Raw genomic sequence first — 13,689 nt, forward strand, 5'->3', positions numbered from 1 at the left:
CAAAAAAGCTGATCGGGGTGAACTCCGCGGGTGCCGCGGGCTTGCGCAGTGGTTTCCTGGCGGGTCATGACGCTGCTTTCCACGTGGCCTGTCCCTCTTCTTTCCCCCAGCCTAACTATTTCGCGTCCGCGTAGCACTGGACAACACTGACATTGACGGGAAACTCCAGCGGCATCGTTCCAAAGATCAGCTCGGTGGCAGCCCGGGATGACTCGTGGACAATCCGGGTGACGTCATCCACCATGCCTAGGGGGCAATGCACCATGACCTCGTCGTGCAGGAACGCGACCATGTGAGGTGCCTCCTGCACAGTTGTGGCACCCGGGTCAGGCGTTCCCCCGGCGCCGGGTGGGGTGGGCGGCAGGGCCCGCAGCCGCCGTCGTAGTTCAGCCAACCAGCAGCAGGCCCATTCCGCGGCCGTTCCCTGGACCACAAAGTTACGGGTGAAACGGCCGCGGGAGCGGGCCGCCGACTCGGCGCGGCGCTGCTCCTGGGCGGAGGAACTGCGCTGGCCGTCGAGCCATTCCTGCGATACGGGCGGGGTGCTGCGGCCCAGATAGGTGCTGACGCGTTCGCCGCGCTCGCCAGCGCGGGCAGCCTGCTCAACGTAGTTAAGGGCGCGTGGGTACATGCGGGCCAGCTGGGGCACAAGCCTGCCGGATTCACCCGTGGTTGAACCGTAGATGGCACCCAGCAGGGCGATCTTGGCCATGCTGCGGTCGCCGCCGAATCCTTGGGCCGCGATCCCGGCGTAGAGATCCGTGTTGTTTCCCTCGGAGTCCCGGCCCGCGGCAGCCATGGCGGAATCCTGGGCCAGTGCGGCAAGCACCCGCGGCTCGAGCTGGGCGGCGTCGGCAACGATGAGCACATGGCCGGGGTCGGCGACGGCTGCGCTCCTGATTTGGGCGGGAATCTGCATGGCGCCTCCTCCGCGGGAGGCCCAACGCCCCGAAACCACGCCGCCCACCACGTACTCGGAGTGGAAGCGCCCGTCACGGACCCACTGCTCAAGCCAGCCCCAGCCATTGGTGGTGAACAGCCTGCTGAGCTTTCGGTAGGCCAGTAACGGTTCAATGGCTGGGTGCTTGAACTCCCGCAGTTCCCAGCTCCTGGTGGATTTTGCCTCAATCCCGGCCCGATGCAGGGCCCGGATCAGGTCCTGCGGGGAATCCGGGTTCAGGGCAGGGGCATTTAGGGCGGTGCGCAACTGCCCCGCCAGGGCCTCCAGCTTTTCCGGGCGGTCGTGGTTGATGGGTTTGGGTCCGAGCAAGTCATTGAGCAGCCTCCTGTGCAGGTCTTCCCTCCAAGGGATGCCTTCATATTGCATCTCCTCAGCGACCAATGCACCCGCAGATTCCGCACTGAGCAAAAGTGCGAGCCTTGCTGGGTGTGTGGAGGAATGAACGGCCGTTTTTTGGGCGCCCAGTTCCCCGGCCACCGTGGCAAGATCCCAGGCAGCCGTGGCCGGGTTTGCCGCCGGGGCATCAAATAAACTGTCCTGGCCCGCCTGTTGTCCGGCGGGGGATAGGCCGTGGCGCACCGGGTCAGTTTCCGGAGGCAGCGGGGTGGCTCGCTGGTTGTATCCGGTTGAGGCTGCAAAAGCAGAATGAAGCAGGATGTTTTGGCACAGGGCGAGGTCGTGGCATTTTTCCACGCGCACTCCCGCTGAAAGCAGCAACGGGTACCACTTGGCGGTCCTCTCCCACACCCAGCGGGGGTGATGGGCGTCTTCCACTTTCTGCACAGCCGGACCCAGTGCGGCCAAGGCCACCGTCCGGGCGTCCGAGGCGGGCTTGCCGTCGTCGTGCCTGAGCTGGACCACGGCGGTGGAACCCTCGGGACCCTCGGCCAGCAATGCGTACATAAGTTCTATTCTCCACTGGTGGCCCGCTTTATTCCTCCACAACGGACGCTGCCTGCCGACTTCCCCACTTTGCGGCCCCAGGGTGTGGAACCTGCTGGCGGGCGGCGGCACAGTTGCCCCATGAGAAAAAGTCACGGCCTTCCCCTCGGCACTGTGCCGGAACCTTGGCTTCCGCGCCGGGACACCACAGTTTTGCTGCTGTCCGCTTCCGCGGAATTGCAAGGTGCGGTGGGGCGCGTCAGTGCGGCGGCCGACGTCGAACTTGTCGTGGGGGAGGGGCTGGAGCAGGCCGCCGGTCGATGGGGGGACCTGGCCGCGGTGCTGATCGATGCAGCCTTGGATGCCGAGGTTGCAGTGGATGCAGCGCTTGCGGGGTGGAGAGGTCCAACCGCAGTGGTCGGCTTTTCCGCCGACTCGGCGCAGGTGTGGCAGCAGGCCGAGCGGATGGGCGCCGACAGAGTGGCCATTCTGCCCGAATCCGCGCCTTGGCTTGCCAATTACCTGAGTTGTTTGCGGAAGCCTGCCTCGGGTGCCGGAGTGGTGGGGATTCTGGGCGGATGCGGCGGGGCGGGCGCATCCACCCTGGCAGTTCTGGTGGCGGCAGGGGCTGCACGCCAGGGTGTGCGGACGTTGCTGGTTGATGGGGACCCATGGGGTGGCGGCTTGTGCACGGCGTTGTCGGCGCAGGATGTTCCGGGCCTGCGCTGGCCGGAGCTCCTGCGGGCCTCGGGTGCCATCAATCCCGAGCAATTGGCGGCTGCACTCCCGCACATCGAGGGGCTGGCACTGCTCTCGTGGGACACTGCGCGGCAGCAGCCGACCCGGCCCTTTGGCACTGCTTCGTTCGGGTCCTTGCCATCCCCGCAGCCTGCTTCCCCGGCGCACTCCCAGCAGCGGGCTGGAACTGCGGTGGGTGAGGTCATGCGTGCTGCGCGGGGGGCCTACGGCCTGGTGGTTGTTGATGTGGGCAGGACCCCCGACGCCGTCAACGGCCTGGCGCCCCACTGCAACGGGGTCGCCGTCGTGCTGCCGGGAAAGGCGCGCGCCGCCGCAGCAACTCTGCAAATGCGGCTGGCACTGCCGCCCAAGCCTGTGGCCGCCGTGGTGTCCGGCCCTTTGGGGGAGGGGCTCGATGCCCCGATGGTTGCTGCCGCGGTCGGCATGCCGATGGTGGGCAGGCTGCCCAGGATGCGGGGGCTGGCTGAGGCGATGGAATCGCGGCGTCTTCCCGAACTCTTGGGACGGCGGCCAGTGCAGGCACTCGTGGCGAACATTCTGGACTGGATGGCAGGGGATGACCCCAACACTGGCCGAAGACCAAACGACGGCATGGCTGCGGCAGGAACCCTGCCATGACCGCGCAACCACAACCGGACGGTCCGGCAGCGGGGCCATGGGACGGTGCCGTGGACGCGCAGTTGCTCGACGTCGTGAGGCGCAGCATCCTGGCGCAGGCCGGGCCGGTGACAGACCTGAAGGTCGCCGCTGCCGTGCGGGAAAGCGGACGATTGCTCGGGGCGGCAGGATCGCTGGTCGCCATGGAAAGGATTACCGCCGAACTCAACGGCCTGGGTCCCCTGCAGGGGCTGGTGAAGGACCCCGAGGTGACAGACATCTTTGTCAATGCCCCCAACTCGGTATGGCAGGACCGCGGGGCGGGGCCGGAACGGGTGGCGGTGCGGTTTTCCAGTGAAAGTGAACTACGCGCGCTCGCCGTCAGGCTCGTGGCCAGCGGCGGGCGCCGGCTCGACGAAGGCAGCCCCTGCGTGGATGTCAAGACAGCCTCCGGATACCGCATCCATGCGGTGCTACCACCGATTTCCGCCACCGGAACCCTCCTATCTATCCGCATTAAGCGTCGCACCGTACTCACGCTGGCCCAAATGGTGGCTGCCGGAAGCGTGGGGCCCGGCTTTGCCGAAATTCTTGAAGCCGTCATTGCCCGCAGGCTGAATTTCCTGATCAGCGGTGCAACCGGGGCCGGGAAGACCACCTTGCTTTCAGCACTTTTGGGCCTGTGCCCGCCAAGGGAACGGCTGGTGCTCATCGAGGACGCTGCCGAACTGGAACCCGAACACCCGCACGTGGTGACCATGGAAGCCCGCCATGAAAACACCGAGGGTGCCGGAGCCGTGGATTTGGCGGAACTCGTGCGGCAGGCGCTGCGCATGAATCCGGGACGTCTCATTGTCGGTGAGTGCAGGGGCCGGGAAGTCCGCGAACTGCTGATGGCCCTGAATACGGGCCACTGCGGGGGTGGGGGAACCATCCATGCCAACAGCGCCCGCGACGTCCCCGCCCGGCTCGCGGCGCTGGGCGCCCTCGCCTTTATGTCCCCGGAAGCCGTGTTCCTGCAGGGCGCCAGTGCGCTCGACGTCGTCATCCACCTGACCCGGATCAAGGGGCGGCGCATCGTGGCAGAGATTGCAGTGGTGGAATTGCACAGCGGCAGGCTTGAAGTGGTTACTGCACTGTCCCTGGCGTCTTCAGGACCGGGGCGGGAGCATGACGACCCGGACGGTGCCGACCTTGTTGCAGGACCTGGCTGGCCGCCCCTCGCTGAGCGGTTGGGGCTGGACAGAATCTTTGGTTTGCCGCCGGGAATGGGGGATTCCGGGAAACCACGTGGCACCCAGCCATGACCGCACTGCTGATTTTTGCCGTTTCTGCAACAGCCTGCTGCCTCTTCAGCCTCCAACGGGCCGCATGGCGGGCACCCCCGGGCGGCGGGTGGATCCGTGCGAGTGGTTTCCACCGGAGCCGGCCGGGTAAGGCGGAACCACAGTCGCTTCCAAGACTTGTACGCCAGTTGGCATCGCTGATGGCAGCAGGACGCACGGGACCACTCCTGTGGGAGGCGCTGGCCCTCGTACTGGAAGTGGAACAACACCGCACACGGGAAAACGCGAGGGCCCCAACACGTGGGCCACTTTGGAATCATGGCTGGCAGCCGGATCATCCTGCCGGACCAGTGGACGAAGGGTCAGAGGGAATACAGGCAGACGCCACACTCCTGCTGGTCCTGGCTGTGAGGCGCGCAGGCATACTGGGGCTTCCCACAGCCGCCGCCCTACGCGATGCTTGCGCCGTCGCGGAGGCAGGCCGGAGACGGTCCACGGGGCAACGCCGAGCGCCATTGACGGAGGAGCAGCTACGCATGTGGCTTGATGTGGCCGCGTGTTTTGAGGTGTGTGAGGACAGCGGAGCATCCGTTGCCGGCGTACTTGAACGCCTGGCGGACACCATTGAGGCAGACCAGGATGCTGCGGCCTTGAGGGAAACCGCGCTCGCGGGCCCCCGTGCCACGATGCGGCTGTTAAGCTGGCTTCCCTTCATTGGGTTGGGTCTGGGGGTGCTGATGGGTGTGGATCCGCTGGCCGTGCTTTTCGGCCATCCCATGGGATGGGCTGTGCTGGGAGCCGGCGTGGGTTTTGCCGTTGTGGGACGGATCTGGTCGGCGAGGATGATTGCCGATGCTGCACGCCCCGCCCAGCGGGGAACAAGGCATCTGGCCGACGCAAAAGTACTGTGGCCCTCCGTCCACGCGCGGAGGAGGGGCTGACCATGGGTGCACTCATGGTGTTCGTCCCGGCGGCCTTGGCAGCCTTCTGCCTGTGGGGCGGACACAGGGGGAGTGGCGTGTTGCTCCCCGATCGGGGAATGGGCCCCACCCGCAGGTTTCCAGTAGGCGGTGGAACCGTACCGGCGCGCGTGGACGGTGGTGGAGAGTCGCCATCGGCCCCATATGGGGGAGTGGCCTCGGTGCCATTGCTGCTTCAGCTTTTGGGCACGGCACTGGACTCCGGGCTGACTGTCCAGGGCGCCTTGGGCACAGTGGCCGGTATCTCGGCGCCGGGAATCCGGGACAGCCTGCTGCGCGTAGTGGCAGGCCTGGAGATTGGGGCGTCTTGGCAAAATTCCTGGGACGGGAATACCGTTCGCGCCGACGTGGCTCAAATTCATGACGCTCTGAGCTTCGGTGCGTTGACGGGTGCATCCGCTGCGCCGCTCCTCTACGCCGAGGCGCGGCGATGCCGGACTGCCGCCAGCCGCCATGCGGAAAAGCGTGCCGCCGCCTTGGGCGTGAAACTCGTCCTGCCACTCGGTCTTTGTTCCTTGCCGGCCTTCATTGCCTTGGGGATCGTACCCGTGGTGATGGCCATGATTCCGAAGCTCTGACCGATGTTCATTCATCCACAGCAACAGCCGCCACCGTTGCACTCCACCAAACGCCGTTGGGGCCTTTTTCCTAGACCGTGCGGGGAGAAGAGTTGGATGATCGGATTCTGGCAGGCCATCTTGCCGGGGCCCGGTGCCAGAAGTGATGCAGCATTGTGAACAAGGGAGTTGAAATGAAAAACAACGACGCAGCAACGGGATTGGCACCCGGGGCAGAGGAGGTCTTCGACGGCGGGAATGTCAGCGAAATCTTTCCCGGCGCCAGCATGAACAAGCCTGTGCTGAACCCTCCCAACCCCGCCTGGCCGGCGGAAACGGAGCAGCCTGCGCTGGGTCTGGCCGGGGCGAAGCGGGCAAGGAAGTGGGCCAAGGACGGCATGGAAGCCGGAATGGCAACTGCCGAATACGCGATTGCAACGCTGGCGGCCGTGGGTTTCGCCGGGCTTCTGGTGGTGATCCTTAAGAGTGACGAAGTGCGTGGTTTCCTCTTGAACGTCATTCGCACAGCCTTGAGCTTTTAGCCGCCGGCAAGACAGGCCCGACAGGAGGCTTAAGGTGAAAGCATCGAGAGAATCCCCACAGGCAGTTCATGCCGCTCCGCTGGATCATGCCTCAACGGGCGGCGGCTGTTGGGCAAGGACAATGCGGGGCTCGGTGACAGCCGAACTGGCAGTGGTGCTTCCGGCGCTCACGGTGCTGTTGGCAGTCCTGCTGCTCGGCGTTTCTGCCGGCATGCTCCAACTGCGGCTGGAGGAAGGCGCCCGCGCCGGTGCCAGGGCCCTGGCCCGGGGCGACTCGCTGGTCCAGGTTCAGGACACTGTGGCACGGGTATCGGGCTCCGACGCCTCAGTCTCGCTGGCCCTGTCCGTGGGTTATGCCACAGTCACGGTTCGGGGACGCGTGGGCGGGGCCTTGTCAGGACTGGTTCCGTGGACCCAAACAGCCCAAGCCAGCGCGAGGGTTGAGAGTGCCGGACACAATATGCGGTCCGACGGATCCACGGCACGCAAGTCATCGTTGTGGCGGTGGGTGCGCACTCCGGAATGCAGGCTGAGAACGGGGCTGTGCGAGGCAACCGCGGCGGGAACGTTGGGAGGTGTCCTTGTTCAGGGGTGAGGAAGGCGCTGGTACGGTGCTCGCTGCCGGATTGGCGTTTGCCATGGTGTTGCTCACCGTCCTGGCATTGGGTGTTGGTCAGGCAGCCGTCGCGGCGTCAAGGGCGGCCACGGCCGCCGATTTGGCGGCGCTGGCCGCAGCAGATGCCTACAGGGGTCTCGTCCCGGGGAACCCGTGCCACATTGCCGGGGAGGTATCTGCCCGGCACGGAGCTTCATTGGTGGAATGCACCTTGGCGGGAGACCAATCCGTCCAGGTGGAAGTGACCGTCAAGATGGCACTGCCGTGGCCATCAACGGGCAGGGCGAGGGCGGGCCCACCTCCGGACACTGTCCTACCGGGAGTTCGCTGAACTTCCCGGCCCAGTCACCAGTCCCTGCGCGCTGCTGCGCAAGCTCCTTGAAAACTGAACAGGGCAACTAACCGGGTGCGTTGGCCCTTGAGGCGTTGCCGAGCAGAAGCTTGAGCAGAAGTATGGCGCCTGCCTTGTCCAACGGGTTGTTCTTGTTGCCGCACTTGGGCGACTGGACACAGGAGGGGCACCCCGACGGGCACTCACACGCTTCAATGGCCTCCATCGTCGCCTTGATCCACACCCTGGCCATGTCAAAGCCGCGCTCAGCGAAGCCGGCTCCGCCCGGATGCCCGTCATAAACAAAAATTGTTGGCTGTCCGGTGTCGGAATGAATGGCAGTGGACACACCGCCGACATCCCACCTGTCGCTGGAGGCAACCAGCGGAAGCAGTCCGATGAGTGCGTGCTCCGCCGCGTGCAGGGCGCCCGGAAACTGCGGTTCCACCAGGCCGCCGGAAATCATCGTCTGGTTGTCGAGCGTGAACCAGACTGCCTTCGTGAAGAGGTCGCGGGCCTCAAGTTCCAGGGGTTCCTCGCCCAGGACTTCGTTGGAGATCATGGCCTTGCGTTGAAAGGAGACCACCTGCGTGCGGACCTGGACCGGCCCAAAATGCATCTCCACGGGCCCCCACAGCTCATGCTTTGTGGATTCGAGCACTTCAATCTGGGTGACGTCACGGGCAGTGGTGTAGAAGTCGGGGGTGCCGCGGCGGACCAGGGCGCAGTGGTCTGCTTCGTTCAGTTCAAGCACCACGTAGCTTGTTCCCTGGTGGACGTACACGGCCCCGGTGTGTGCCTGGTAGTGGGATTGCGGTGATCCCATGGTTCCCAGCAGTGCCCCGGTATCAGCCTCAATGATGTTGATGGGACCTCCGCCGTCCTCGCGCAGGTTGACCATGGCGGCGGCGCTTTGGGGGTGTGTCCAAAACCAGCCGGCAGTCCGTTTGCGCAGGTAGCCCTGGGTCACCAGCTGGTCAAGCAACGTGATGGTGCTGGCGTCAAAGATGGCCAGGTCCTGGTGGGTGATGGGCAGCTCGGCGGCGGCTGCGCACAAGTGCGGGCCAAGGACATAGGGGTTGGCTGGGTCAAACACTGTGGCCTCCACTGCCCGGTCAAAAATGGCCTCCGGATGGTGGACCAGAAAGGTGTCCAGGGGGTCGTCGCTGGCCACAAAAGCGGCCAGCGCATCCTGGCCGGCCCTTCCCGCCCGGCCGATCTGCTGGAAAAAGGATGCCCTGGTGCCGGGCCAACCGGCAACGAGCACGGCGTCCAGCCCGGAGATGTCAATGCCCAGCTCAAGGGCCGAGGTGCTTGATACACCGAGCAGCTCGCCAGCGCGCAGGGCCTTCTCCACTTCCCTGCGCTCTTCGGGCAAATACCCTGAGCGGTACGCGGCGACCCGCGGCGGAAGGCTGGGGTCGACGTCGTCCAGGAGCCGTTTGGTCACACTTGAGATGGTCTCCGCACCGCGCCGGGACTTGATGAACGCAATCGTGCGCACATGCGAGGAGACGAGATTGGCCAGCAGGTCGGAGGTTTCGGCAATCGCGGAGCGGCGGGACTTCGCGCCGTTCTCACCCTTGAAATCCGTCAGCTCCGGCTCCCAGAGCGCAACTGTGGTGGCGCCGTGCGGGGAACAGTCTTCGGTGACTGTTGTGACAGGCGCCCCGATCAAGCGGGCGAAGGATGTGCCTGGATCTGACGAGGTAGCCGATGCCCCGATGAAGATGGGATTGGCACCGTAGTGGGTGCAGATGCGGCGAAGGCGTCGCAGGAGCACGGCCACATGGGAACCAAAAACCCCCCGGTAGCTGTGGGCCTCGTCGATGATGACGTACTTGAGGCGCCTGAAGAACCGGGCCCACCACGTGTGGTTGGGAAGGACCCCAAAGTGCAGCATGTCCGGATTGCACAGAATGAAATTACTGTGGTCGCGGATCCAGCGCCTGTCGGAGGGAGCCGTGTCGCCGTCGTAGGTGGCGGCGCGCAGGCTTGGCAGCTTCAGGGAATCCAGCGCAGACAACTGGTCCGCCGCGAGCGCCTTGGTGGGGGAGAGATACAAGGCGACGGCGCCGTCGGTCTCCAACAGCCCGGGGTTTTCCGCCAGCCGCGCCGCAGCACGGTGCACGGCATCGAGGGCAGGCAGCTGGTAGGCGAGGGATTTTCCGGACGCCGTCCCTGTGGCGATCACCGTGTGCTCACCCCGGTGGGCCGCATTGGCCCCCTCAACCTGGTGCCTCCACGGCTCGGCAACACCGAGCATTGAATAGGCGCTGACGATGTCGGGATGAACCCAACCGGGCCACTGCTCGTTGACCGCCTGGCGGGCCGGAATTCTGCGGACATGCTGCAATTGGGGAGGGTTGGCTCCTCCCCCCAGCAGTGAAATCAGCGAATCATTGGTAGGCACTCCATCATTGTGCCACCGCGGCCATCACAGCCGGGCCATCTCCGCCAGCCGCTCCTTCGGCACCAGGACGGTCACAGGGCTCAAGGAGCGCCAGCCAAGTTTGTAGTACAGGCGCTGTCCGCCGGTGCTGGCCAAAATCAAACCCGTAGTGACGGGGTAGTCAAGAGCGCGGGCGGTCAGGGTCTTCATCATCAACATCCCAAACCCATGGCGGCGGTGCGCCGCATTCGTCTCCAACCCGTCAAAGATCGCGTACTCGCCATAAATGCCGACACTTCCACTGGCCAGGATCGTTTTGCCATGCAGAATGGCAGCGGAAAACCGGGCCTGGCAGGCAGAATCACTATGCCTGCCACCAATCCTCCTGACCGTCAGGACAAGCTCGGGGTCGCCTAAAAAGGGATCCTGGTTGTCCTGGGTTTCCATGGCGCAGACCATGAGCTGTTCGGACGTTGAGACCATCCCCATACCGGACCGGTGTGCCAGCTTCACGTACCCATGAATATCAGGGCCAAAAACGGACAGCGCCCGCTGCTTTGAAGCGGTCACCTCGGAGGCCACCGCGGCAAAGGCGGAGGGCGTCGGGGTGCAGGTGAAATACTCCCAATCGCCGCGGCGGTCAAAACGCAAAGCGGCAAAAAACCCCGGCCCGGTGCGGCTTTGATAGCTCCGCAGTGCACTCCAGCCGGTGAACCATGCTGTTACGTGGTCCGCAAGCTCAGTGGCGCCATCAGTCATGTCTCCAGCCTATGCCCCCGAAGCTGTCGGCAGCCATGAAAGCCGGGCCATTTGGCGGCGCAAAGTAGTCTTTAATACGTGTCGATGAACAAAATTGTGCTCTTTTATGGCTTTACCCCCCTTAGCGACCCTGAAGCGATTAAGCTCTGGCAGCGTGCCTTGTGCGAAAAGCTCAGCCTCAAGGGCCGCATCATCATCTCCAAGGACGGCATCAACGCCACCGTTGGCGGGGACATCAAGGACCTCAAGCAATACCTGAAGACCACCCGTGAATATCCCGGGTTCAAGGACATTGACATCAAATGGTCCGACGGCACAGGGGATGATTTCCCCCGCCTGAGCGTGAAGGCGCGCGAGGAAATCGTCAGCTTCGGCGCACCGGGCGAACTTAAGGTCGACGTGAACGGCGTTGTCGGCGGTGGCACCCACCTAAAGCCAGAAGAGCTCCACGAGCTTGTTGCCGACAAGGAGTCCAAGGGCGAGGAAGTGGTGTTCTTCGACGGGCGCAACGCCTTCGAAGCCCAAATCGGCAAGTTCAAAAACGCCATCGTTCCCGACGTCGACACCACCCACGACTTCATCAAGGAACTGGACTCCGGCAAGTACGACGACCTCAAGGACAAGCCGGTCGTCACCTACTGCACCGGCGGCATCCGCTGCGAAGTCCTCAGCTCCCTCATGGTCAACCGCGGCTTCAAAGAGGTCTACCAAATGGACGGCGGCATCGTCCGCTACGGCGAAACCTTCAAGGACAAGGGCCTGTGGGAAGGTTCCCTGTACGTCTTCGACAAGCGCATGCACATGGAATTCAGCGATGAGGCCAAGGAAATCGGCCACTGCATCCGCTGCAGCAACCCCAGCAACAAGTTTGAAAACTGCTCAAACCCCAGTTGCCGCAACCTGAACCTGTACTGCACCGACTGCGCCAGCGCCCCCGAAACACTGCAGTGCCCACAGGGCTGCACCAACTAATCCCCACTCGCCGGCCCGATAAATCGCTGACGCGATTTCCCGGGAACCTGGCGAGCGTGGGCCCAGCCGGCCCGATAAATCGCTGACGCGATTTCCCGGGAACCTGGCGAGCGTGGGCCCAGCCGGCCCGATAAATCGCTGACGCGATTTCCCGGGAACCTGGCGAGCGTGGGCCCCGCCGGCCCGATAAATCGCTGACGCGATTTCCCGGGAACCTGGCGAGCGTGGGCCCCGCCGGCCCGATAAATCGCTGACGCGATTTCCCGGGAACCTGGCGAGCGTGGGCCCAGCCGGCCCGGCGGGGCTCCGCCGACTCGTTAAGCTTGGTGCATGACTGATTTCGCCACAGTGCCCGACGCTCCTCGCAGCGACAACCCGGACCTGCTTGCCACCCTGGCCCATGACTTGATGGCCATCAACTACACGGTTGACGGCGTGGCGGAGCTCCTCGGCGATGACGCCAACCAGGCCCTGGGGCGGGACCAGACGGTGCCTGCAACGCTGGAGCTGCGCAACAACGCCGAGCCGCTGGCCGTCGTCGTCCGTCTGTGGCTGCTGGCCCAGAACGTAAGCCCCGAGGAACTCGGGAAGGCCCTGCCCGGCGTCGGCGTTGACGCCCTAGCGGCACTGGGGCTCGTTGAATCGGCGCATGACCAGGCCATGATCCGCGCGGCCGTTGACCTTCGCCCCTACGGCTGGCCGGCCACGGAAGATGGCGGCCGGGACACCAACCTCTGGGTTTCCAGCGACCTCGGCGCGCACCAGCGCCCCGGCGTGCTGCGCAAGGACCACGTACTGGGGATCGGGCAGGCGTCATTGACCTTGGCGCAGGCCACCATCCGCCGCGTCGTGGGCCGGGCCCTTGACCTTGGCACGGGCTGCGGCATCCAGACCTTCCACCTGCTCCACCAGGCAGGGTCGGTCGTGGCCACCGACATTTCCCCCCGTGCACTGGCGTTCACCCGCTTCAACCTCATGCTCAACGCCGCCTCGCTGGGCCTGGCGCCAACCGATTTTGACCCGCACAACGAGGTCGCCCGGATTTCGCTGCGTCTGGGCAGCCTCCTTGAGCCGGTCGCGGGAGAGACTTTCGACCTTGTCGTCTCCAACCCGCCGTTCGTCATCACGCCCCGGCACCGCGGCGAGGAGTCCGCAGAGCAGTTCACCTACCGGGACGGTGGCTTGGCCGGTGATGCCATCGTGGAAACGCTGGTGCGCGGACTGCCGTCAGTCCTAGCGCCCGGAGGTATGGCCCAGATGCTGGGCAACTGGGAGATCCAGGAGGGCGCGGACGACGCCGGCACCGGAGCCGGGTGGGCCACCCGCCCCAAGCAGTGGGTCAAGGAAGGGATGCAGGCCTGGTTCATCCAACGCGAACAGGTCAGCCCCGGCGGTTACGCCGAAACCTGGCTCCAGGACGCATCCCAGGGCCGCGACTCGCAGGCCTACATCGACGCCTACGAGGACTATCTTCTGGATTTTGCCTCACGCAACGTGGTGGGAATTGGCTTTGGCTACATCCTGTTGCGCCGCCCTGACGCTGCGGACTCGGATGGCGGGCCGGTCTGGAACTTCTCCACTGACTCCCGTTTTGAAGAAATCCTCTATCCGATCGAACAACCCGTTGGTCCGCACCTAGCCTCCACCCTTGACAGGGAAGCCTGGATCGACGCGCGGGAGTCCATCATGGACGAGCGCCTGGTGGTCGCCGATGACGTCACCGAGGAACGGCATCAAAAGCCCGGGGCCGAACACCCGGGGGTGATCCTGCTGCGCCAGGGTGCAGGCCTGCGACGCACCAACCTGCTCAGCACTGAGCTGGCGGGGTTTGTCTCGGCCAGCGACGGCGAACTCACGGTGGGTCAGCTGGTGGGCGCCCTGGCTTCGTTGCTTGAACGCGAGGATGCGGATTTTGCCGACGGACTGTACTCGGACGTGTGCAACCTGCTCCGGGACGGGTTCCTCCTGCCCGCCTAATGCAGTCCCGGGCCAACCGAAAATGCCCACCCCCCAGCGGTATTTCCTTCGAGGGAGAAAACGAAGATAGTGCTCCTT

At 64.8% G+C, this 13,689-nt stretch carries 12 protein-coding genes; 9 read left to right on the forward strand and 3 right to left on the reverse strand.

The window, feature by feature from the left end:
• Positions 1–115: 115 nt before the first annotated feature.
• Complete coding sequence (locus AAGW05_RS15765; protein WP_411805509.1) at positions 116–1,864, reverse strand: bifunctional 3'-5' exonuclease/DNA polymerase; 1,749 nt, start codon at positions 1,862–1,864, stop codon at positions 116–118.
• 120 nt (positions 1,865–1,984) lie between these two features.
• Between AAGW05_RS15765 and ssd the strand changes: the two genes are divergently transcribed.
• The 7 genes from ssd (at position 1,985) to AAGW05_RS15800 (ending at position 7,511) form a co-directional block, all read left to right on the forward strand.
• On the forward strand, positions 1,985–3,220 hold the full coding sequence (ssd, locus tag AAGW05_RS15770) for a septum site-determining protein Ssd (protein ID WP_411805510.1): 1,236 nt from the start codon (positions 1,985–1,987) through the stop codon (positions 3,218–3,220).
• Positions 3,217–4,506, forward strand: coding sequence for a TadA family conjugal transfer-associated ATPase (locus tag AAGW05_RS15775; RefSeq protein WP_411805511.1), 1,290 nt, complete (start codon positions 3,217–3,219; stop codon positions 4,504–4,506). The genes ssd and AAGW05_RS15775 overlap by 4 nt, the downstream gene beginning before the upstream one ends.
• 515 nt (positions 4,507–5,021) lie before the next feature.
• Complete coding sequence (locus AAGW05_RS15780) at positions 5,022–5,426, forward strand: type II secretion system F family protein (protein ID WP_411805512.1); 405 nt, start codon at positions 5,022–5,024, stop codon at positions 5,424–5,426.
• A gap of 200 nt (positions 5,427–5,626) precedes the next feature.
• Positions 5,627–6,043, forward strand: coding sequence for a type II secretion system F family protein (locus tag AAGW05_RS15785; protein ID WP_411805513.1), 417 nt, complete (start codon positions 5,627–5,629; stop codon positions 6,041–6,043).
• A gap of 173 nt (positions 6,044–6,216) precedes the next feature.
• Positions 6,217–6,564 (forward strand): DUF4244 domain-containing protein, encoded by a 348-nt coding sequence (locus tag AAGW05_RS15790; protein ID WP_411805514.1) that lies wholly within the window; start codon positions 6,217–6,219, stop codon positions 6,562–6,564.
• Between the two features lie 133 nt (positions 6,565–6,697).
• On the forward strand, positions 6,698–7,159 hold the full coding sequence (locus tag AAGW05_RS15795; RefSeq protein ID WP_411805515.1) for a TadE family type IV pilus minor pilin: 462 nt from the start codon (positions 6,698–6,700) through the stop codon (positions 7,157–7,159).
• Positions 7,140–7,511: an Rv3654c family TadE-like protein gene (locus tag AAGW05_RS15800; protein WP_411805516.1), complete on the forward strand. Its 372-nt coding sequence runs from the start codon at positions 7,140–7,142 to the stop codon at positions 7,509–7,511. Before AAGW05_RS15795 ends, AAGW05_RS15800 begins: the two co-directional genes overlap by 20 nt.
• Before the next feature lie 67 nt (positions 7,512–7,578).
• Here the strand turns inward: AAGW05_RS15800 and AAGW05_RS15805 are convergent, their stop codons facing one another.
• Entirely contained in the window at positions 7,579–9,924 is a 2,346-nt protein-coding gene (locus tag AAGW05_RS15805) for a DEAD/DEAH box helicase (protein ID WP_411805517.1), read from the reverse strand.
• Between the two features lie 24 nt (positions 9,925–9,948).
• Positions 9,949–10,662 (reverse strand): GNAT family N-acetyltransferase, encoded by a 714-nt coding sequence (locus AAGW05_RS15810; protein ID WP_411805518.1) that lies wholly within the window; start codon positions 10,660–10,662, stop codon positions 9,949–9,951.
• A gap of 78 nt (positions 10,663–10,740) precedes the next feature.
• Here AAGW05_RS15810 and AAGW05_RS15815 point away from each other — a divergent pair, with 78 nt between their 5' ends.
• Entirely contained in the window at positions 10,741–11,634 is an 894-nt protein-coding gene (locus tag AAGW05_RS15815; RefSeq protein ID WP_411805519.1) for a rhodanese-related sulfurtransferase, read from the forward strand.
• A gap of 330 nt (positions 11,635–11,964) precedes the next feature.
• Entirely contained in the window at positions 11,965–13,611 is a 1,647-nt protein-coding gene (locus tag AAGW05_RS15820) for a methyltransferase (RefSeq protein ID WP_411805520.1), read from the forward strand.
• Positions 13,612–13,689 lie beyond the last annotated feature (78 nt).

Source organism: Arthrobacter sp. LAPM80, from assembly GCF_046736435.1.
In the GTDB taxonomy this organism is placed as follows: Bacteria; Actinomycetota; Actinomycetes; order Actinomycetales; family Micrococcaceae; genus Specibacter.